Source organism: Cupriavidus nantongensis, from assembly GCF_041726985.1.
GTDB lineage: Bacteria > Pseudomonadota > Gammaproteobacteria > Burkholderiales > Burkholderiaceae > Cupriavidus > Cupriavidus nantongensis_A.
The window spans coordinates 1,170,536-1,191,194 of record NZ_CP168303.1 but is presented as its reverse complement, the minus strand read 5'-3'; the positions used below and the strand labels follow the sequence as shown (position 1 = coordinate 1,191,194).

Annotated in this window: 22 protein-coding genes; 12 read left to right on the top strand and 10 right to left on the bottom strand. The window is 68.2% G+C overall.

What is annotated here, in order from left to right; all coding sequences use genetic code 11:
- Window positions 1–83: 83 nt before the first annotated feature.
- From ACEI37_RS16670 to ACEI37_RS16660, 3 genes are all read left to right on the top strand, one after another.
- Window positions 84–668, top strand: a complete 585-nt coding sequence (locus ACEI37_RS16670; protein WP_252674227.1) for a peptidylprolyl isomerase — start codon at window positions 84–86, stop codon at window positions 666–668.
- 22 nt (window positions 669–690) lie between these two features.
- On the top strand, window positions 691–1,191 hold the full coding sequence (locus ACEI37_RS16665) for a peptidylprolyl isomerase (RefSeq protein WP_012352488.1): 501 nt from the start codon (window positions 691–693) through the stop codon (window positions 1,189–1,191).
- 66 nt (window positions 1,192–1,257) lie between these two features.
- Entirely contained in the window at window positions 1,258–2,055 is a 798-nt protein-coding gene (locus ACEI37_RS16660) for a UDP-2,3-diacylglucosamine diphosphatase (RefSeq protein ID WP_373379804.1), read from the top strand.
- Between the two features lie 25 nt (window positions 2,056–2,080).
- Here the strand turns inward: ACEI37_RS16660 and cysE are convergent, their stop codons facing one another.
- Window positions 2,081–2,824, bottom strand: a complete 744-nt coding sequence (cysE, locus tag ACEI37_RS16655) for a serine O-acetyltransferase (protein WP_373379803.1) — start codon at window positions 2,822–2,824, stop codon at window positions 2,081–2,083.
- A 303-nt stretch (window positions 2,825–3,127) separates the two neighbouring features.
- Window positions 3,128–3,946 carry an RNA methyltransferase gene (locus tag ACEI37_RS16650; RefSeq protein WP_373379802.1) on the bottom strand — a complete coding sequence of 273 codons (819 nt, stop codon included), beginning with the start codon at window positions 3,944–3,946 and terminating at the stop codon, window positions 3,128–3,130.
- Between the two features lie 203 nt (window positions 3,947–4,149).
- Here ACEI37_RS16650 and ACEI37_RS16645 point away from each other — a divergent pair, with 203 nt between their 5' ends.
- The 6 genes from ACEI37_RS16645 to ACEI37_RS16620 all read left to right on the top strand — a co-directional run bounded on the left by ACEI37_RS16645 (window position 4,150) and on the right by ACEI37_RS16620 (window position 11,009).
- Window positions 4,150–4,983 carry an inositol monophosphatase family protein gene (locus tag ACEI37_RS16645; RefSeq protein ID WP_373379801.1) on the top strand — a complete coding sequence of 278 codons (834 nt, stop codon included), beginning with the start codon at window positions 4,150–4,152 and terminating at the stop codon, window positions 4,981–4,983.
- 221 nt (window positions 4,984–5,204) lie between these two features.
- Window positions 5,205–5,420 carry a YdcH family protein gene (locus ACEI37_RS16640; RefSeq protein ID WP_252674232.1) on the top strand — a complete coding sequence of 72 codons (216 nt, stop codon included), beginning with the start codon at window positions 5,205–5,207 and terminating at the stop codon, window positions 5,418–5,420.
- A 14-nt stretch (window positions 5,421–5,434) separates the two neighbouring features.
- Window positions 5,435–6,550 (top strand): polyphosphate kinase 2, encoded by a 1,116-nt coding sequence (gene ppk2, locus ACEI37_RS16635; RefSeq protein WP_373379800.1) that lies wholly within the window; start codon window positions 5,435–5,437, stop codon window positions 6,548–6,550.
- Window positions 6,551–6,627: 77 nt separating this feature from the next.
- Window positions 6,628–7,062: a universal stress protein gene (locus ACEI37_RS16630; RefSeq protein ID WP_092313746.1), complete on the top strand. Its 435-nt coding sequence runs from the start codon at window positions 6,628–6,630 to the stop codon at window positions 7,060–7,062.
- 216 nt (window positions 7,063–7,278) lie between these two features.
- A complete protein-coding gene (gene mutS, locus ACEI37_RS16625; protein WP_373379799.1) occupies window positions 7,279–9,972 on the top strand; it encodes a DNA mismatch repair protein MutS in 2,694 nt (897 codons plus the stop codon).
- A complete protein-coding gene (locus ACEI37_RS16620; protein ID WP_373379798.1) occupies window positions 9,969–11,009 on the top strand; it encodes a hypothetical protein in 1,041 nt (346 codons plus the stop codon). The genes mutS and ACEI37_RS16620 overlap by 4 nt, the downstream gene beginning before the upstream one ends.
- A 66-nt stretch (window positions 11,010–11,075) precedes the next feature.
- Here ACEI37_RS16620 and ACEI37_RS16615 read toward each other — a convergent pair whose 3' ends face one another.
- Entirely contained in the window at window positions 11,076–11,603 is a 528-nt protein-coding gene (locus ACEI37_RS16615) for a peptidylprolyl isomerase (RefSeq protein WP_025582242.1), read from the bottom strand.
- 11 nt (window positions 11,604–11,614) lie between these two features.
- On the opposite strand from ACEI37_RS16615, the gene ACEI37_RS16610 reads away from it, so the two are divergent.
- Window positions 11,615–12,820 carry a JmjC domain-containing protein gene (locus ACEI37_RS16610; RefSeq protein ID WP_373379797.1) on the top strand — a complete coding sequence of 402 codons (1,206 nt, stop codon included), beginning with the start codon at window positions 11,615–11,617 and terminating at the stop codon, window positions 12,818–12,820.
- A 198-nt stretch (window positions 12,821–13,018) separates the two neighbouring features.
- Window positions 13,019–13,261, top strand: a complete 243-nt coding sequence (locus ACEI37_RS16605; RefSeq protein ID WP_092313758.1) for a hypothetical protein — start codon at window positions 13,019–13,021, stop codon at window positions 13,259–13,261.
- Between the two features lie 96 nt (window positions 13,262–13,357).
- Here ACEI37_RS16605 and ACEI37_RS16600 read toward each other — a convergent pair whose 3' ends face one another.
- From ACEI37_RS16600 to ACEI37_RS16570, 7 genes are all read right to left on the bottom strand, one after another.
- Entirely contained in the window at window positions 13,358–14,146 is a 789-nt protein-coding gene (locus ACEI37_RS16600) for an MBL fold metallo-hydrolase (RefSeq protein WP_373379796.1), read from the bottom strand.
- A 67-nt stretch (window positions 14,147–14,213) separates the two neighbouring features.
- On the bottom strand, window positions 14,214–15,452 hold the full coding sequence (gene bamC / locus ACEI37_RS16595) for an outer membrane protein assembly factor BamC (RefSeq protein WP_373379795.1): 1,239 nt from the start codon (window positions 15,450–15,452) through the stop codon (window positions 14,214–14,216).
- Between the two features lie 49 nt (window positions 15,453–15,501).
- Window positions 15,502–16,386, bottom strand: a complete 885-nt coding sequence (gene dapA / locus ACEI37_RS16590; protein WP_092313767.1) for a 4-hydroxy-tetrahydrodipicolinate synthase — start codon at window positions 16,384–16,386, stop codon at window positions 15,502–15,504.
- Window positions 16,387–16,523: 137 nt separating this feature from the next.
- On the bottom strand, window positions 16,524–17,102 hold the full coding sequence (locus ACEI37_RS16585; RefSeq protein ID WP_373379794.1) for a class I SAM-dependent methyltransferase: 579 nt from the start codon (window positions 17,100–17,102) through the stop codon (window positions 16,524–16,526).
- 11 nt (window positions 17,103–17,113) lie between these two features.
- Window positions 17,114–17,779 carry a site-2 protease family protein gene (locus ACEI37_RS16580; RefSeq protein ID WP_012352471.1) on the bottom strand — a complete coding sequence of 222 codons (666 nt, stop codon included), beginning with the start codon at window positions 17,777–17,779 and terminating at the stop codon, window positions 17,114–17,116.
- A 76-nt stretch (window positions 17,780–17,855) separates the two neighbouring features.
- A complete protein-coding gene (locus ACEI37_RS16575; protein ID WP_373379793.1) occupies window positions 17,856–18,479 on the bottom strand; it encodes an L-threonylcarbamoyladenylate synthase in 624 nt (207 codons plus the stop codon).
- A 67-nt stretch (window positions 18,480–18,546) separates the two neighbouring features.
- Complete coding sequence (locus tag ACEI37_RS16570) at window positions 18,547–19,392, bottom strand: 3',5'-nucleoside bisphosphate phosphatase (RefSeq protein WP_373379792.1); 846 nt, start codon at window positions 19,390–19,392, stop codon at window positions 18,547–18,549.
- Between the two features lie 169 nt (window positions 19,393–19,561).
- Here ACEI37_RS16570 and ACEI37_RS16565 point away from each other — a divergent pair, with 169 nt between their 5' ends.
- Complete coding sequence (locus ACEI37_RS16565; protein WP_373379791.1) at window positions 19,562–20,656, top strand: NAD(P)/FAD-dependent oxidoreductase; 1,095 nt, start codon at window positions 19,562–19,564, stop codon at window positions 20,654–20,656.
- Window positions 20,657–20,659: the final 3 nt, after the last annotated feature.

The window sequence follows — 20,659 nt, the reverse complement described above, 5'->3', positions numbered from 1 at the left end:
CGCCTCCATCCGACAGCATCCATCCGCAGGCCCGGCGCGACACGCCCGGGCCGTGTCCATCCCGACTTACCGGAGTTCCCTTCATGATCCGTTCCCGTCGCATCGTCATTGCCGGCCTGGCCGCAGGCGCCCTCGCGCTGTCTTCGTTCAGCGCGCTGGCCCAGCAGAAGGCCGCCGAGCGCGTCCAGTTCGTCACCAGCGCCGGCAAGTTCACGGTCGAGCTCTACCCGGAGGCCGCGCCCAAGACCGTCGCAAACTTCCTGGAATATGTGAAGAGCGGCTTCTACAGTGGCACCATCTTCCACCGCGTGATCAACGGCTTCATGGTGCAGGGCGGCGGCTTCGACCGCGACATGAAGGAAAAGCCCACGCGCGCGCCGATCCCGCTGGAAGCCCGCAACGGCTTGAAGAACAAGGCCGGCACGGTTGCCATGGCGCGCACCAGCAACCCGGATTCGGCCACCGCGCAGTTCTTCGTCAATGTGGTGGATAATCCGAATCTCGACTACCCGCAGCCGGACGGCAATGGCTATGCCGTCTTCGGCAAGGTGGTGGAAGGCATGGACACGATCGACAAGATCAAGACCGTGCCGACCACGGCCTACGGCCCGATGCGCAATGTGCCGGCCGCGCCGATCGTGATCGAGTCGGCCACCGTCGTCAAATAATTACCGAACAGAGGAAACCGCCATGTCCAAGGTACAGCTGCAGACCAACAAGGGTGTGATCACCCTGGAACTCGACGCCGAAAAGGCCCCGAAGACGGTTGAGAACTTCCTGTCGTATGTCCGCAAGGGCCACTACGACAACACCATCTTCCACCGCGTGATCAAGAACTTCATGATCCAGGGCGGCGGCTTCGAGCCCGGCATGAAGCAGAAGGACACCGACGCGCCGATCGAGAACGAAGCCGGCAACGGCCTGAAGAACGACCGCTACACCGTGGCCATGGCGCGCACCAATGCGCCGCACTCGGCCACCGCGCAGTTCTTCATCAACGTGGTCGACAACGACTTCCTCAATTTCTCGTCGCCGACCCCGCAGGGCTTCGGCTATGCCGTGTTCGGCAAGGTGGTCGACGGCACCGACGTGGTCGAGCAGATCAAGGGCGTGCGCACCGGCAGCTCGGGCTTCCACCAGGACGTGCCGCTGGAAGACGTCGTGATCGAGAAGGCCGTCGTCGTCGAGTAAGCCGATGCCTGCCGATTGCGGTACCGTGCGCGCCCGCGTGCCGGCCTTTCCCTCCCGACACCACGCATGACCGCAATCTCCCACACGCCGGTGGCCGGTCCCCTCGAGGTACAGGCGCCGGCGTGGTTCATTTCAGACCTGCATCTGACGCCCGGCATGCCGCGCACGCTGGCGGCCTTCGTGCGCACGCTCGAGCGCGCCGCCGCGCACGCGCGCACGCTGTTTATCCTGGGCGACTTCTTTGAATTCTGGGTCGGCGACGAAGAAACCGAGGCGCCGTTCGCGCAACGCGTGGCGCTGGCGCTGCGCGCACTGGCCGCGCGCGGCGTGGCGGTGTACCTGATGCACGGCAACCGCGACTTCCTGCTGGGCCGCCGCTTTGCCGACGCGGCCGGCGCCACGCTGCTGCCCGACCCCACCGTAATCGATTGCGCCGGCCAGCGCGTGGTGCTGAGCCACGGCGACATGCTGTGCATCGACGACGAACGCTACAACCGCTTTCGCCGCTGGACCCGCAAGCGCTGGGTGCAGCGCGTATTCCTGGCGCTGCCGCTGCGCGCGCGCCTGGCCGTCGCCCGCAAGCTGCGCGCGGACAGCGAAGGCAACCGCGCCCGGCAACGCAGTGCCGGCGCGGCGGTTCCGGTAGTCTATGGCGATGTGGCCCCCGCGGCGGCGGCCGAGTTGCTCGGCGCCGCCGGCGCATCACTGCTGGTCCATGGCCATACCCATCGCCCTGCCCGCCACGAGGAAGGCGCGGGCGTGCGCTGGGTGCTGACCGACTGGGACCTGGACGGCGCGCATCCGCGCGCCGCGGTGCTGCAGCTGGACCAGGACGGCTTCCGACTGCTGCCGCAGACCGACTGAACGACGCCAGCCGTCGGTCTCGCCGTTACTTCATCAGCTTGCGCAGCTCGCTGGCATCGAACGGGTCGTTCGGCGTGTTTTCCAGGTGTTCGCCAAGCCGGTCGAGCGCAGCCAGCACCGCCTCGATGCGGTCATGCTGGAGCGCGGCATTGTCGATCAGGCTCTTGAGCGCCAGCGATACCGGGTCGTCGGCATTCGGCGTGATGCCGTAGGCCGAGAACTCCTGCTTCGCCCCCTGCTGCACCGACGGCGCATCCGGCAGGATGATGCGGGCCGGAATGCCGACCGCGGTCGCGCCCGGCGGCACCGGCTTGAGCACCACCGCGTTGGAACCCACGCGCGCGCCGTCGCCCACCACGAACCCGCCCAGCACCTTGGCGCCCGCGCTGACCACCACGCCGACACCGAGGGTCGGATGCCGCTTCTGGCCCTTGTACAGCGACGTGCCGCCCAGCGTCACGCCCTGGTAGATGGTGCAGTCGTCGCCGATCTGCGCGGTCTCGCCGATGACCACGCCCATGCCGTGGTCGATGAACACGCGCCGGCCCAGCGTCGCCGCCGGATGGATCTCGATGCCGGTAAAGAAGCGCGACCAGTGCGAGATCCAGCGGCCAAGCCAGTGCCAGCCGGCGCGCCAGCACGCGTGCGCCAGCCGGTGCAGCAGCACCGCGTGCAGGCCCGGATAGCAGGTCAGGACTTCCAGGCGGCTGCGCGCGGCGGGATCGCGCAGCATGATGGTGTCGATATCTTCCTTCAGGCGAGAGAACATCTTGGTCGTGTCGTGGTGCCGCGCCGTGCGCCGCGCCACGCGGGCCAGGGCCCGGGGCAGGGTCGCCGGCGCGGTCGGGGGCCGGTGAAGAGGATCAGGAGTGTAAGGGATTTGCCGTCCCGCCTTGCGGCGCCGGCGTTTGGCCCCTGATCCGCCAGGGACATTGCTGCGATGCTGCGATCAACATCGACCGGGCATGCGCCCACCCGCGGCGGCAGGACACTCGGCCACGCCGCCTCGGCATGCACCGCTCCGGTCCCACATCGCATCGCTACGGGTTGCTGCCACAGTCCTTTGCTCCTGTCACCGGTCGGCCTGCGGGCCTGACGGGTTCTGCGCGGCAATCAGCATGTGCTTGGCGATGCCGCGCAGGATGTTCACTTCCTCGCGCTCGAGGCCGCTGCGCGCCAGCAGACGGCGCAGCCGGGTCATCAGCTTGCGCGGATTGGACGGATCGAGAAAGCCGATCGCCTCGAGGCCGGCCTGCAGGTGGCCGAACATGGCCTCGACCTGTTCGGCCGTGGCTGGCTCGCCAGCATAGCCGATATTGGCGCCCGCGTCCGGGGCGGCCTCCAGCAGCGTCAGCCGCATCTCGTAGGCAACCAGCTGCACCGCCTGCGCCAGGTTCAGCGACGCATAGGCGGGATTGGCCGGGATATGGGTCAGCGCGTTGCAGCGCTCCACCACCTCGTTGGGCAGGCCATAGCGCTCATTGCCGAACACGAACGCCACGTCGCCGCTGCCGGACAGGGTCTGGCGCGCACGCGCGGCGGCGGCGCGCGGCAGCAGCCGCGGCGGCCCGAACTCGCGCTGGCGCGCGGTCATGGCCACGGTCAGCGCGGCCCCGGCCAGGGCCGCATCGACGTGGTCGACGATCACGGCGGCGGCCAGCACGTCGTCGGCGCCGCTGGCCATGGCCACGGCATCGGGATGCCGCAGCACCTCGGGCTCGCGCGGCGAAACCAGCACCAGGCTGCCGAAGCCCATGGTCTTGATCGCCCGCGCCACCGAGCCGACGTTGCCGGGATGGCTGGTTTCCACCAGCACGAAGCGCACGCGGCCGAAGGCATCCCCGTCTGACGTGGGGGGGGCGGGCTGGCTCGTATCAATTGCCGGGTTCATATACAATTCGGGGTTCTTCTTTGGCGCGGCGCCAGGTTTATGCATGCCCGCGAGACGTTCGCGACACATTTGCGAAGCGTCCTGCAACAAGGCCGGCGACGCCCCACGTTCTTCTACAATCCGTTGTGTTGTCAGCTGCCCATGAGCGGGCGAGCGGCGCTTTGGTGCCCCGCCGCGCGGTCGTGGCCGGCCTGGAGAGATTCATGCATCCGATGCTCAATATCGCCATCAAGGCGGCCCGCAAGGCGGGATCCATCATCAACCGCGCGTCGCTCGACGTCGATCTGGTGCGCGTCTCGCGCAAGCAACACAACGATTTCGTTACCGAGGTCGACCGCGCCGCCGAAGCCGCGATCATCGAGATCCTGCGCACGGCCTACCCGGAACACGGCATTCTAGCGGAAGAGTCCGGCCAGTCCTGGACCGAAGAAGAAGCCAGCCACGAATACACCTGGGTCATCGACCCGCTCGACGGCACCACCAACTTCATCCACGGCTTCCCGCAGTACGCGGTCTCGATCGCCCAGCTGCACCGCGGCACGCCGGTGCAGGCCGTGGTCTACGACCCCACCCGCGACGAGCTGTTCACCGCCACCAAGGGCGCCGGCGCCTTCCTCAACAACCGCCGCATCCGCGTCACCCGCCGCGACAAGCTGGCCGACTGCCTGATCGGCACGGGCTTCCCCTTCCGCGACCTGGAAGGTGTGGAAGAGTACCTCGAGATCTTCGCGCTGATGACCCGCAGCTGCGCCGGCCTGCGCCGGCCGGGCGCCGCCGCGCTGGACCTGGCCTATGTGGCCTGCGGCCGCCTCGACGGCTTCTTCGAGCGCGGCCTGCAGCCGTGGGACATGGCCGCCGGCATGCTGCTGATCACCGAGTCGGGCGGCCTGGTCGGCAACTACGCCGGCGAGCCGCGCCAGATGGAACAAGGCGAAGTGCTGGCGGGCAACCCCAAGGCGTTCGCCCAGATGGTGCGCCTGCTGTCGCCGTACTCGCTGGACAACACCAAACCCAGCGCCAAGCCTAGCGCCGCCTGACGCCGGCAGATGGCCTGAGCGGCCATGCAGGCCAGCACGCCCGCCGCAACCCGGCGGGCGTTTGTTTTTCCGGGGCCGCATGCCCGTGCGTCCCGCCTTGCGGCCTCATCTCATTCCCCGGCGAGCCATGATCCTGGTCAAGGCCGCGCCGCCCTGCGCTCACCAGAATGAATCCATGCGCCACGCCATGTGCGCGCGGATCCAGCCACAGGAGAGCCAGCATGTTTCCCGAATACCGCGACCAGATCACCGCCCTCAAGACGCAGGACGCCCGCTTTGCGCGGCTGTTCCACCGCCACAATTCGCTCGACCAGGAAATCCACAACATGGAAGCGGGCCTGGTGCCGGCTTCCACCTTCGAGATCGAGCGGCTGAAAAAGGAGAAGCTGCTGCTCAAGGACCAGCTCTACCAGATCCTGCGCCGCACCGCCGCCTGATCGGAGGCGCGCAGATGACCGATCGCGACACCCTCCCCACCCGTAGTCCCACCCCCACCACCACACGGCCCCGTGCCACCGCCAGGGGCGATGTGCTGCCCACCCGCTCGGCGCTGTCGGCGCAGCGCAATGAAGTCGACAGTGCCGTCGACGCCGCGGTGCAACTCGCGGCAAGCGGCATGCAGGACATCCTCGCCAGCCAGGCCGGCGATGGCAGCGGCATGCTGGGCGCCATCCGCACGCTGCTCGACGGCATGGCGCCGGACGAGGCCGCGCAACTGCGCAGCCTGATCCTCGAGGGCGACCCGGCCGCCTGGCAGGCCGGCCGCCAGCGCCACCCGGACGATGAGCTGTCCGTCGGCTGGCGCGAAGGCGCGTACCCGTACCAGAACCTGATGTCACGGCGCAATTACGAGAAGCAGAAGTACCGCCTGCAGGTGGAACTGCTCAAGTTCCAGGCCTGGGTGCGCGAGACCGGCCAGCGCGTGGTGATCCTGTTCGAAGGCCGCGACGCCGCCGGCAAGGGCGGCACCATCAAACGCTTCATGGAACACATGAACCCGCGCGGCGCCCGCGTGGTGGCACTGGAAAAGCCCACCGAAGCCGAGCGCGGGCAATGGTACTTCCAGCGCTACGTGCAGCACCTGCCCTCGGCCGGGGAAATCGTGCTGTTTGACCGCTCCTGGTACAACCGCGCCGGCGTCGAGCACGTGATGGGCTTCTGCTCGACCCGCGAATACCAGGACTTCCTGCAACAGGCGCCGGATTTCGAGCGGCACCTGGTGCGCAGCGGCATCCACCTGTTCAAGTTCTGGTTCTCGGTCAGCCAGAAGGAGCAGCGCCGGCGCTTCCGCGAGCGCGAGATCCATCCGCTCAAGCAATGGAAGCTCAGCCCGGTCGACGTGGCCTCGCTCGACAAATGGGACGAGTACACCCGCGCCAAGGAAGCGATGTTCGCGCATACCGATACCGCCGATGCGCCCTGGACCGTGATCCGCTCCGATTGCAAGAAGCGTGCGCGGCTCAATGCGCTGCGCTACATCCTGTCGCGCTTTCCCTATGCCAACCGCGACACCACCGCCATCGGCCAGCCGGATCCGCTGATCGTCGGGCGCGCGCTGGCCAACTGAGCGCGGCGCCGAAGCGCAGGACGCCGCCCGCTTTCGTCCGCTTCGCGCCATTTCCTCCCACAACAGAAAAGGACCCCATGTTCAAGCACATCCTGCTCCCCGTCGACGGCTCGGAGCTTTCGCACCAGGCCGTCTCCGCCGGCATCCAGTTCGCCCGCACCGCCGGGGCACGGCTCACGCCGTACATGTGCGTGGAGAGCTATCCCTATGTGCTGACCAGCGACAGCTCGCACGAAAAGCGCGACGCCTACCAGCAGCGCGTCGAAGCCGAGGCGCGCCAGGAACTGTCCAAGGTCGAGTCCGCGGCCGCGCTGGCCGGCGTGCCATGCAGTGGCCACGTCTCCAGCGCTTCGGCGCCGTACCAGGGCATCATCCACGCCGCCCGGGACCTGGGCTGCGATGTCATCTTCATGGCCTCGCACGGCCGCCGCGGACTCAGCGGCCTGCTGCTCGGCAGCGAAACGCAGAAAGTGCTGACCCATAGCGACATCCCGGTGCTGGTGTTCCGCTGATCCGGGACCTGCGCAGCGCGCCTGCGCCACTTCGGCGGCAGCACCGTGCTGTACCATATCGCCCATATTCGAAAACGCCCCTTCGTGCCGCGGCCACAGGCCGCCGGAGCAGCGCCCGGCCCGCCCCCGCGGGGGCGCTTTTCCGCGGCATGCAAGGTGCGCTCGGCGCGGATCGGGCGGCACGACGCAGGCCCACCGCCAGACAGGCTAAAGGCAATGGGATTGCAGAAGAAAACCGACCCTGAACAGGCACAGGCAGACGCCGCAGGCAGCCGCCACACGCCCATGATGCAGCAATACCTACGCATCAAGGCAGACCACCCCGACACCCTGCTGTTCTACCGCATGGGTGACTTCTACGAACTCTTTCATGACGATGCCGAAAAGGCCGCGCGCCTGCTCGACATCACGCTGACCGCGCGCGGCGCGTCGAATGGCGTGCCGATCCGCATGGCCGGCATCCCCTTCCATTCGGCGGACCAGTACCTGGCGCGGCTGGTAAAGCTGGGGGAGTCGGTGGCGATCTGCGAGCAGATCGGCGATCCCGCCACCAGCAAGGGGCCGGTGGAGCGCAAGGTGGTGCGCATCGTCACCCCCGGCACGCTGACCGACGCCGCGCTGCTGCCTGACAAGGCCGATACCTTCCTGATGGCGGTGCACCAGCAGACCACGCGCCGCGGCGTCAGCAAGACCGGGCTGGCGTGGCTGAACCTGGCCAGCGGCGAGCTGCGCCTGATGGAATGCGAAGCGACGTTGCTGGGCCGCGAGCTGGAGCGCATCCGCCCGGCCGAGCTGCTGTATGCGGATGGCATCGAACTGCCGGCGCTGGCGTGCGCACGCACGCGCCTGCCGGAATGGCACTTCGACCAGGACGCCGGCACGCGCCGGCTGCGCGAGCAGCTGGGTGTGGCCAGCCTGGACCCGTTCGGCTGTGCCGGGCTGGGTGCCGCGCTGGGCGCGGCGGGCGCGCTGCTGAACTACGCCGCCACCACGCAGGGCCAGTCGCTGCGCCATGTGCAGGGCGTGAAGGTCGAGCGCGAATCGGAATATGTCGGACTGGACTCCGCCACGCGGCGCAACCTGGAACTGACCGAAACCCTGCGCGGCGGCGAGTCGCCGACGCTGTTCTCGCTGCTGGACACCTGCTGCACCGCCATGGGCAGCCGCGCGCTGCGCCACTGGCTGCACCACCCGCTGCGCGACCCGGCGGTGCCGCAGGCGCGCCAGCAGGCCATCGGCGTGCTGATCGACCAGGGCACCGACGCGCTGCGCGGGGCGCTGCGCCGGCTCGCCGACGTGGAGCGCATCACCTCGCGGCTGGCGCTGCTCAACGCGCGCCCGCGCGACCTGTCGTCGCTGCGCGACACGCTGCGCGCGCTGCCCGAGGTGCAGGCCTGCCTGCAGGACGACCAGGGCAGCCTGCTGCTGGCGCAGACCCTGCAGGACCTGGCCGTGCCGCAGGACTGCCTGGACCTGCTGGTGCGCGCCGTCGCCGAAGAACCCGCCAACGTGGTGCGCGACGGCGGCGTGATCGCCCGCGGCTTCGATGCCGAACTCGACGAACTGCGCGATATCTCCGAGAACTGCGGCCAGTTCCTGATCGACCTGGAAGCGCGCGAGCGCACGCGCACCGGCATTGCCAACCTGCGCGTCGAGTTCAACCGCGTGCACGGCTTCTATATCGAGGTCACCAACGGCCAGGCCGACAAGGTGCCCGACGACTACCGCCGCCGCCAGACCCTGAAGAACGCCGAGCGCTACATCACGCCCGAGCTCAAGGCCTTCGAGGACAAGGCGCTGTCGGCGCAGGACCGGGCGCTGGCGCGCGAGAAGCAGCTCTACGATGGCCTGCTGCAGGCACTGCTGCCGCATATCGGCGAGCTGCAGCGCGTCGCCGCCGCGCTGGCGCGGCTGGACGTGCTGGCGGCACTGGCCGAACGCGCGCAGACGCTGGACTGGTCGGCGCCCGAGCGCGTCGCCGAAAACGTGGTCGATATCGTGCAGGGCCGCCATCCGGTGGTCGAGGGCCAGCTTGCGGCGGAGTCGGTGGCGTTCATCGCCAACGACTGCCAGCTCAACGAGGCGCGCAAGCTGCTGCTGATCACCGGCCCGAACATGGGCGGTAAATCGACCTTCATGCGCCAGACCGCGCTGATCGTGCTGCTGGCCTGCGTTGGCGCCTATGTGCCGGCGCGGCGGGCGGTGATCGGGCCGATCGACCGCATCTTCACCCGCATCGGCGCCGCCGATGATCTGGCCGGCGGGCGTTCGACCTTCATGGTCGAGATGACCGAGGCCGCCGGCATCCTGCATCACGCCACGCCGGCATCGCTGGTGCTGATGGACGAGATCGGCCGCGGCACCTCGACCTTCGACGGCCTGGCACTGGCGTGGGCAATCGCGCGCCACCTGCTGTCGCACAACCGCAGCCATACCCTGTTCGCCACGCATTACTTCGAACTGACGCAGCTGCCGCAAGAGTTCCCGCAGGCGGCCAACGTGCACCTGTCGGCGGTCGAGCATGGCGACGGCATCGTGTTCCTGCACGCGGTGCAGGACGGCCCGGCCAGCCAGAGCTATGGCCTGCAGGTGGCGCAACTGGCCGGCGTGCCGCAACCGGTGATCCGCGCCGCACGCAAGCACCTGGCCTGGCTGGAGCAGCAATCCGCCGATGCCACGCCCACGCCGCAGCTCGACCTGTTCGCCGCGCCGCCGACGCCGGACGATGACGATGCCTGGAACGACGACGATGCCGACACGGATGCCGCCGTCCCCGCAATGGCGCCCGAGCAGGCCGCCGTGATCGACGCGCTGGCCGACCTGGATCCGGACACGCTGACGCCGCGCGCGGCGCTGGAGGCGCTGTACCGGCTCAAGGCGCTGGCGGGCGAGGCGGTCGATACGGCATGAAGCCGCTGCGCCGGGCCCTGCCGACCTTGCTGCTGCCATGGCTGTGGCTGGCGGCCATGGCGGCTGCCGCGCCGCCCGCGCTGGCAGCGCGGGCACCAGCCAAGCCGCAGGTGGTACGCGTCGCGCTGATCGCAGACCTGCCGCAATGGCCCGCCGCGGAGGCCAATCTGACGACGCTGCTCGACCACTTCGCCGAGCGCAAGCTGAACCTGGTGATCCATGCCGGCGGTATGAAGGGCGATACGGAGTCATGCAGCGACGCGGTACTAAGCAGCCGCCAGCAACTGCTGAACCAGTCGCCGCTGCCGCTGATCTATGTGCCGGGTGAAACCGACTGGTCCGAATGCAGGCTGCCGGTCAACGGCAGCTTCGACCCGGTCGAGCGGCTGAGCCGGCTGCGCGAACTGTTCTTTCCTGAAGACGCCACGCTCGGGCGGCAGACGCGGCGGCTGGTGCGGCAATCGGACCAGGCGCTGTTCCGCAGCTTCCGCGAGAACATGCGCATCAGTGTCGGCGACGTGCTGATCGTCGGCCTCAACGTGCCGGGCGACAACAACCACTACCGCGACGAAGGCGGGCGCAACAGCGAGTTCGAGGACCGGCGCGAAGCCAACCGGCAGTGGCTGGCCCGGGCGTTCTCGCTGGCGCGCCAGCATGACCTCAACGGCATCGTCGTGGTGTCCCACGCCGATCCGCATTTCGCCAACGGCTGGGAGAAGAAGGGACGTCCCACGCTGCTCGACGGCTTCATGCGCCATCGCACGCGCGACGGCTACCTGGAATTCAAGCGTCAGCTGCGCGACCTGAGCGCGCGCTTCAACGGCCAGGTGTTGCTGGTGCACGCCGCCGGCAGCGGTCCCGACAGCGGCTTCGGCATCGACAAGCCGCTGCGCGACGCGGCCGGCAAGGTGCTGCAGAACTTCACGCGCGTGTCGCTGCCGACCAGCTCGATCTCGCAATGGGCCGAGCTGGTGATCACGCCCGCCGCGACGTCGCCGTTCGCGGTGGTACTGAAGGACGCCCCGGCCCCGCACTGACGCGCGCGCCAAAGCAAAGAAGCCGGCAACGGCCGGCTTCCTGAAGACAACACTGCAAGCGAAGGCTCAGTGCAGCGTCCGGGGGGTATCGTCGTCCTCGTCTTCGTCCACCACTTCAACGCCCGAGGCGCCGTGGGCGTGGCCATGCTCGACTTCCTCGGCGGTGGCTTCGCGCACTTCCGAAACCTTCAGCCAGAAGCGCAGCGCCATGCCGGCCAGCGGATGGTTGCCGTCCAGCACGACCTTGTCCTCGGCCACGTCGGTCACGGTGTAGATGACGGAGTCTTCTTCGTCGCCGTCCTCGGGCATGCCTTCGAACTGCATGCCGACTTCGAGCGGCTCGGGAAAGCGGTTGCGCGGCTCGACCTTCACCAGGTCGGCATCGTAGTCGCCGAACGCGTCTTCCGGTTCCAGCTGCAGCTGGGTCTCGAAGCCGGTGTCATGGCCGTCGAGCGCTTCCTCGATCTTGGGGAACGTGCCATCATAGCCGCCGTGCAAATAGACCATGGCTTCATCTGACTCTTCGATCAGATTGCCTTGCGCGTCCGATAGCTTGTACATCACGGACACCACCGTGTTCTTAGCGATTTTCAATTCTTGACTCCATGAACGATTCCGCATTATACGCGCAGGCCCTGCCCCCTGGCCCCGTCGATCCAGACACTCCGCTCGACCTGCTTGGTGGCATGACGCCTGCTGCATTCATGCGGGATGTCTGGCATCGCAAGCCCTTGCTCATTCGACAGGCGGTGCCGGGAATTGTGCCGCCGGTGTCGCGCGATGCGCTTTTCGATCTCGCCGATCGCGACGATGTCGAATCGCGCCTGGTGACGCACTTCCGTAACCGCTGGAAGCTCGCGCATGGTCCATTTGCGCGCGAAAACCTGCCCGGCGTCAAGACCCGCCAGTGGACGTTGCTGGTGCAGGGCGTCAACCTGCACGATGCCGCCGCGGCGGAACTGATGGGCCGCTTCCGCTTCGTGCCCGACGCGCGCCTCGACGACGTGATGATCAGCTACGCCACCGACGGCGGCGGCGTGGGTCCGCACTTCGACTCGTATGACGTGTTCCTGCTGCAAGTCTCGGGCCGGCGCCGCTGGCGCATTTCGTCACAGACCAGCCTCGAGCTGGTCCCCGACATGCCGCTGAAGATTCTTGCCGACTTCAGCGCGGAACAGGAATGGGTGCTGGAACCCGGCGACATGCTGTACCTGCCGCCGCAATATGCGCACGACGGTATTGCCGAGGGCGAATGCATGACCTGCTCGATCGGTTTCCGTGCGCCCGCCTATCGCGAATTGGCCGGCCACTTCCTGGCCTGGTTGTCGGAAACGGTGGAAGACAACGAGGATCTCGGCGGCCGTTATACCGATGCCGGCGAGCGCGCCGCGACGCGTCCCGCGCAATTGCCCGCCGGCATGGCCAAGGCGGTGGCGGAACGGCTCAAGTCACTGCAATGGAACAGCGAGATGGTGTCGGAATTCCTCGGCAGCCATCTGTCCGAGCCCAAGCCTCGCGTTGAATTTGCAGAGATTGCTGACATGCCGTTGCGCCGTTATGCGACACTGGCGTCCCGGCATGGAGTGGTGCTGGCGCCGGCATCGATTGCGCTTTACGACCGGGCCAATTTCTTCCTGAATGGAGAAGCCTACGAGCCGCCGGCCGAATTGATGCCGTGGCTGAAGAAGTTGGCCGATAATCGGCAGCTTAGCGCGCAGGAGGTTGGAAACTGTGCCGAACTGCCCGATCTGATGGAAACATTCCATCACTGGACGCTGGAAGGATGGTTGCAATTGGGGCCGCGGCTGTAATAATGCGTAACATTGCGAATCAGCAAATTTCGGCGCTACACAAGCCGGGAAAACGCGGATATAATCGTTGGCTGGCTAGTACTGTGGACCACTGCATATGTCGGCACCCGGGAGGGCCTAATTTTGCAGTTCAAGAGCGATAATTACCGGTAATTATTCATCGCCTGTTTTTCGTTATTACAAGTTAAAGGACGAACAATGAAGAAGTCTCTCCTGATCGCATCGCTGCTGGCCGCTGTTGCTCTCGCTGCTTGCGGCAAGAAGGAAGAAGCTGCCGCTCCGGCCGCTGACACGGCTGCTCCGGCTGCTACCGCTCCGGCTGCTGAAGCTTCGGCTCCGGCTGCTGAAGCCCCGGTCGCTCCGGCTGCTGACGCTTCGGCCCCGGCTGCTGACGCCTCGGCTCCGGCTGCTGACGCTTCGGCTCCGGCCGCCAAGCAGTAATCGGTTTCTGACCGATAAAAAAAACCGGCCTTCGGGCCGGTTTTTTGTTTTTGGGGCGCGCCCTCGCGCGGCCCCGGACCCCCGTTGCGCCGGGCCTCAGGCCCGCACCCCCTGCCACGCCAGGCCTTCTTCCTGATCCGCCACCAGCACTTCGCTCGGTCTCGCGCCCAGCGCCGCCGCCAGCGCACCGGTGGCCAGTTCACGCGTGTTGTTCTGCTTGCTCAGGTGCGCCGCCACCACGCGGTTCAGCCCGTCATGGGCCACCTGCGCCAGGATGCTGGCCGCCACTTCATTGGCAAGGTGGCCGAAGTCGCCGCCGATGCGCCGCTTGAGCGAGGCCGGATAGACGGAATTGCGCAGCATCTCGCGGTCATGGTTGCATTCGAGCACCAGCGCATCGACGCCCGCCAGGCGCGCAGTCACGTATGGCGTTTCCATGCCCGCATCGGTCAGCACGCCCAGCCGTGCCTGCCCGTCCGACAGCACGAACTGCACCGGCTCGCGCGCGTCGTGTGGCACGGTGTAAGGCAGCACCTGCAGGCCGCCGATGGCGAAGCCATGGTCGGCACAGCAAACCCTCACATCGGCCACGTCGGCGCCGCGCAGGTGCGAGGTAGCCAGCCAGGTGCCGTGGCTGGTATAGACCGTCAGGCGATGGCGCGCGGCAAAGGCATAGGCCGAACCGACATGGTCGCCATGCTCGTGCGTGACCAGCACGGCGTCGAGCTGGTCCGGCGTGACGCCCAGGCGCTCCAGGCGCCGGGCGGTCTCGCGGATGCCAAAGCCGCAGTCCAGCAGCACGCGAGTGGTGGTGGTGTCTTCGCGGGATTCGATCAGCAGCGAGTTGCCCTCGCTGCCGCTGCCGAGGAAGGCGAAGCGCATCATGGCCTCGCCCTCCCCGCCAGGCACCGGCCAGGACGGCCGGCTGGCAAGCCAGCACTCATGCGCCGGCTCAGTGCAGTTGCTCGTCGAGCAGCGACAGGATGCGCTTGCCGACTTCGCCGTTCTCGGGCTGGCCGGCGTCGTTGAGCACCGTCACCAGCGTGCCGCTGCCCGTGCCCTTGAGCGAGACGCGGTACTTCTTGGCGGTCTTGGGATCGTCCGGCTTGGTGAACAGCTTGGAGAAGAAGCCACGGTTGTCGACCGTGTTGCGCGGGTCGACATAGCGCACGTAGTACAGCCCTTGCGCGCGATCGCGGTCTTCGACGGTAAAGTTGACGCGGTCCAGCGACAGCCCCACCGAACGCCAGGCGCGGTCGAACGGCTCGGGCAGCTGCAGCGCAGGTGCGCCGTTGACCTGGGCCAGGTACGACTTGTTCGGCGCGGCGCCTTCGGCGCCGGCAGCGGCACCTGCGGCGGCCGCGGTGCCGGCGGCAGCTCCCGCCGCCGCGGCGGTATTGCCGGCCGGCGTCGGGTTCTGGGCCATGCGGTCGGCCTGCTCCTTCTGCACGCCCAGGCGCTGGGCCAGGCGCGACAGGAATTCGGCTTCCAGTTCAGGATCGGCCGGGCGCGGGGTCCAGACCGTGCTGGACTTGTCGATGCCGGTCAGCTGTTCCTGCGCGCCGCGGTGGCTGATAAAAACTTCCAGCGTGCCGTTCTGCGCGCGCTCGACGCGGGTGCGGAACTTGTCGCGCTCCGAGGTCGAGTACAGGCCGTCGAACACCTTGCCGATGGTGTTGCGGATGATGTCCTGCGGGATCTTGGCGCGGTTCTCGGCCCAGTCGGTTTCCATGATGCCGGTCTCGGGCGAGTCCTGCACCAGCAGGAAACCGCTTTCCTGCCAGAAGCCGCGCAGTTGCTGCCACAGCTGGTCGCCGCGCATGCCGTTGCTGATCACCAGCCAGCGCTGGTTGCCATCGCGCTCCATGCGGATGCCCTGCGCCGACGGCAGCACGTTCTCGGTCGGCGATTGCTCGCGCACCTTGGTGGCCTGGCTGTAGGTCGACAGCGTCGAGGTGCCGTTGGCATCGGGCACCGAATAGCGGCGGTCGCCTTCCAGCTTGGTCAGGTCGGGCGGCACGTCCAGCGTGGGCGTGCGCTTCGAGGCCGACGACTTGTAGTCGATCTTGTCGGGCTGCATGGCCTCGTTGAGGCTGCTGCAGCCGGTCAACACACCGGCAGCAAGCACGGGCACAACCAGGGCGGCGCGGCGGACTTGCGTCGCGCCGCGGCGGTTAAGCTTCAGTTTCATTGACACGCAATCCTAGTAGATAAGGCAGACAGCAGGACGCCGCGAAGAATCAGGCCAGCAGGCCAGCGGCGGCCAGTGCCTTGCGTACGTAGTCGTGGTTGCCCTCGGACAGCGGGGTCAGCGGCAGGCGGATACCGCCTGCCATCTTGCCCATCTGCTGGAGCGCCCACTTGACCGGGATCGGATTGGCTTCGATGAACATGGCCTGGTTCAGCCCGATCAGTTCCATATGCAGGCGGCGCGCGGTCACGACGTCGCCCTTCAGTGCCGCCGCGCACATCTCGTGCATCTTGCGCGGGGCCACGTTAGCGGTCACCGAGATATTGCCGTGGCCGCCCAGCAGGATCAGCGCCACCGCGGTGGGGTCGTCGCCGCTGTAGATGGCGAAGCCTTCCGGCGCGCCCTTGATCAGCTGCGCGGCACGGTCGATGTTGCCGGTCGCTTCCTTGACGCCGACGATGCCCGGCACCTGCGCCAAGCGCAGGATGGTCTCGTTGTTCATGTCCGCGACCGTGCGGCCGGGGACGTTGTACAGCAGCACCGGCAGGTCCACCGCCTCGGCGATGGTGCGGAAATGCCGGTACATGCCTTCCTGGGTGGGCTTGTTGTAATACGGCACGACCTGCAGCGAGGCATCGGCGCCGACCTTCTTGGCGAAGGCGGTCAGCTCGATCGCTTCCTTGGTGGAATTGCCGCCGGTCCCCGCGATGATCGGGATGCGCTTGCCGGCCTGTTCGACGGCAACGCGGATCAGTTCGCAGTGCTCCTCGACGGTCACCGTCGGGGACTCGCCGGTGGTGCCCACGATCACGATGGCGTCGGTGCCTTCGGCAACGTGCCAGTCGACCAGTGCGCGCAGGGCCGGGAAGTCCAGGCTGCCGTCCTCTTGCATCGGGGTGACGATGGCAACGATGCTGCCGGTAATCTGTGTCATAACGTTAGGGAATTCGGGATGCGAATAACGGGATTGTACCGGAACCGCAGGCCGCTTCGACCGCTGCCCGGACAGGGGTTGATACCAACTGTTTCAACGCATGCAGCGCCGTTTGCGCCGACAGCTCGGCGCGCCGCTCAGGGATCGAGCCGGTAGCGTGGCGGCACGGCCGCACCGTCCGCCGGCGCCGCCTCGCGCACCGCACATAGGCGCTGCACGAAGGCTGTTTTCGGCACTTCGACCACGCCATCCTCGTAGGCCACCACGCGCAATCCATGGGCGCGCGCGACCTCGAGCAGCTCGCCCGGGCGCAGCAGAAAATCCGGCCGCGACGGCTTGCCCACGGTCTCGTTGCCGGCGGCGAAGGTTTCGAAGATCCAGCACCCGCCCGGCGCCAGCGCGGCCGCCAGATGCGGCCACAGCGGCCGGTGCAGGTAGTTGGTGACGACGATGGCGTCGAACGGCGCCTCGCCGGCCAGCGGCCAGTCGCCCTGCTCCAGGTCGGCCACGCGCCCGGCGATGCCGGCGGGCAGGCCGGCGATGGCGTCGGCGTCGCGGTCGACGGCCAGCACCTGGTGGCCGCGCGCGGCCAGCCAGGCGGCATGGCGGCCGCCGCCGCAGGCCAGGTCCAGCACCCGCGCGCCCGGGCGCAGCAGATGGGCCCAGCGCGTGACCCAGGCCGAGGGGGCGGCGATGCCGGCATGCGACAGTGTCATGGCAGCCCCGGTCAATTGAGCAGCAGCACGATCGGGCGCAGCAGCAGCTCGATCAGGGACATCAGCACATTGACCACCGGCGTCATCCAGATGGTGGTGATCACCCCCGCTGCCACCAGCGCCAGCACCACGAAAATGCCGTACGGCTCGATGCGCGACACCGCGCGCGCGATGCCCTGCGGCAGCAGCGCGGTCAGCACGCGCCCGCCGTCGAGCGGCGGCACCGGGAACAGGTTAAAGGCCGCCACCACCAGGTTGACGCGCACGCCGGCCAGCGCCATCTCGCCGAAAAACGGCTCGCGCACGCCGCCCCAGGTCAGGCCGATCGCCAGCAGCACCCACACGAAGGCCTGCACCACGTTGCTGGCCGGGCCCGCCAGCGCCACCCACATGCCGTGCCAGCGCGGGTTGCGCAGGCGCTCGAACACCACCGGCACCGGCTTGGCGTAGCCGAACACGAACTGGCCGCTGGTCATGATGTACAGCAGCAGCGGCACGGCGATGGTGCCGATCGGGTCGATATGGCGGATGGGGTTCAGGCTGACGCGCCCGAGGGCATAGGCGGTGCTGTCGCCGAACAGCTTGGCCACGTAGCCGTGCGAGGCCTCGTGCAGCGTGATGGCGAACAGCACCGGCAGGGCATAGACCGCGAAGGTCTGGATAAGGGAGGAATCCATGAGCGCTATTGTAGCGGCCCGCCGGCGCCCGGGCGCACGCTGATGCACCCGACTAAAGCCCCGGCGGCGCCGCGAGTCAGAGGCCGAAGCGGGCGATGTCGCCGCGGCCGGCGCGCACCAGTTCGGGCTCGCCGCCGGTCAGGTCGATCACCGTGGTCGGCTGCGCGGGGGCCGGCCCGCCGTCCACTACCAGGTCGAGCTGTTTCTCCAGCCGCGCCCGGATCTGCGCCGGATCGTTGAGCGGTTCGTGGTCGCCCGGCAGCTGCAGCGTCGCCGAGATCAGCGGCTCGCCGGTCTCGCCCAGCAGCGCCAGCGGGATGGCATGCTCGGGCACGCGCACGCCGATGGTCTTGCGCGCCGGGTGCGACAGCCGCCGCGGCACTTCCTTGGTCGCTTCCAGGATGAACACGTACGGGCCCGGCGTGGCACCCTTGAGCCAGCGGTATTGGCGGTTGTCGACGCGGGCAAAGTTGCCGAGCTCCGACAGGTCGCGGCACATCAGCGTCAGGTGGTGGCGGTCGTCGATGCCGCGCAGCCGGCGCAGGCGCTCGACCGCCGCCTTGTCGTCGAGCCGGCACGCGAGCGCATAGCTGGAGTCGGTCGGCAGCGCGACCAGCCCGCCCTTCTGCAGGATCTGGGCCGCCTGCTTGAGCAGGCGCGACTGCGGGTTGAGCGGATGGATCTCGAAGTACTGGGACATGGGCCAGGGAGCGGAGTCGGATGGAACGGCGAGGCATCCGGGGGCTGGCCCCGGCCAGGCGGGGTGCCTACCAATCGTGCCAGACCGGCGTGACCGTGGGCGGCAGCGGCGGCAGCGTGCCGAGTTCCACCCGGCCCTCGCCGGGCCCGTGGAAATCCGTGCCGCGCGAAGCGAGCAAGCCGTAGTGCCGCGCCACCTCGGCGTAGCGGCGGTACTGGTCGGGGGTATGGCTGCCGGTCACCACCTCGACCGCGCCGCCGCCCAGCGCCGTGAATTCATCGAACAGCGCGTCGTGCTGGGTGTCGGTGTAGTGGTAGCGGCCCGGGTGCGCCATCACCGCGATGCCGCCGGCGGTGCGGATCCAGCCCACCGCTTCGGCCAGGCTGGCCCAGCGGTGGCCGACATAGCCCGGGCGGCCCTCCGACAGGTACTCGCTGAAGACATCGCCGACGCTGGCGCAGCGGCCCTGGTCGACCAGCCAGCGCGCGAAATGCGTGCGCGAGATCAGGTCCGGGTTGCCCACGTACTGCAGCGCCCCTTCATAGGCACCGTCAATGCCCACCCTGGCCAGCGCTTCGGCGATATCGCGCGCGCGTCGCGCGCGGCCCGAGCGGGTCTCGGTCAGGCCATCGATCAGTTCCGGGCAGAACGGGTCGATCTGCAGCCCCACGATATGCACGGTCTGCCCGGCCCAGGTCACCGAGATCTCGACGCCGGGCACATAGCGCATGCCGAATTCCTCTGCGGCGGCGCGTGCCTCGGCCTGCCCGCCCAGCTCGTCGTGGTCGGTCAGCGCCCAGAACGCAACCCCCGCGTCGCGGGCGATCTGCGCCACGGCGCGCGGCGCGAGCGTGCCGTCGGAAACGGTGGAATGGCAATGCAGGTCGGCATTGATGGCGTGGGCGTTTTGCATGGTGGCAATTCTACTCCCGTCGCCCCTGGCCTGCGCGGCGCCGCCGCCCCTGGCCTGTCAGGCAAAGCCATGCCGGCAACGCTGGCGTCGGCGGAAAGCCGCCGGCTGCGGGGTATAGTCGGGCTTTGCATCGTCGATTCGCGGGCACCTGGCGTGCCTGCCATGCCCCATGTCCACCGCTACCCCAGCCACCGCTCCCGCCACCGCCCCCGTCACCACCACCGATGTCCTGATCGTCGGTGCCGGCCCGGTCGGCCTGTTCGCCGCGTTCCAGGCCGGCGTGCTCGGCCTGAAATGTGAACTGATCGATGTGCTCGACCGCGCCGGCGGCCAGTGCACCGAGCTGTATCCGGAAAAACCGATCTACGACATTCCCGCCGTGCCAGGATGCCTGGCGCAGGACCTGGTGGACCGGCTGCTGGAGCAATGCGCCCCGTTCGACTTCCCGATGCACTTCGGCCAGCGCGCCGAAAGCGTCGCCGAAATCCCGGCCCCGGCAGCGCCGGAAGGCCATGCCGGGCACGAACGCCTGCTGGTGACAACCGACGGCGGCAAGCGCTTCGATGTTGCCGCGGTGCTGATCTGCGCCGGCGCGGGAGCGTTCGCGCCGCAACGTGTGTCGCTTCCCGAGGCGCCGGCGCTGGAAGGCCGCCACGTGCACTACGCGGTGCGCGATGTCTCGCACTTCGCCGGCAAGCGCGTGGTCGTCGCCGGTGGCGGCGACTCGGCGCTGGACTGGGCGCTGGCGCTGCGCAAGGTCGCCGCGCGCGTGACGCTGCTGCACCGGCGCGAGGGCTTCCGCGCCGCCGACGGCACCGTCGCCGAGATGCGCCGCGCGGTGGCCGCGGGCGAGATGGATTTCGTGGTCGGCATGCTGGGCGCACTGCGCACCGAAGGCGCGGACGGCGGGCTCAGCGAAGTCGAGGTGCGGACCCGCGACGGCAGCACCGTGCTGCCCGCCGAGGAACTGGTGGCGCTGTACGGCCTGGTGTCCGAGCCCGGCCCGATCGCGCAGTGGGATATGGACATGCGCGCTGGCCGCATCCTGGTCGATACCACCACCTACGAAAGCTCGCGCCGCGGCATCTTCGCCGCCGGCGATATCGCGTTCTACCCCAACAAGCAGAAGCTGATCCTGTCAGGCTTCCACGAGGCCGCGCTGGCATTGCGCCGCGCCTACCACTATGCCTTCCCGGAAAAGGCGCTGGTGCACGTGCACACCAGCAACAACGCCGCGCTGAAGGAAAAGCTCACCCACGCCTGAAGC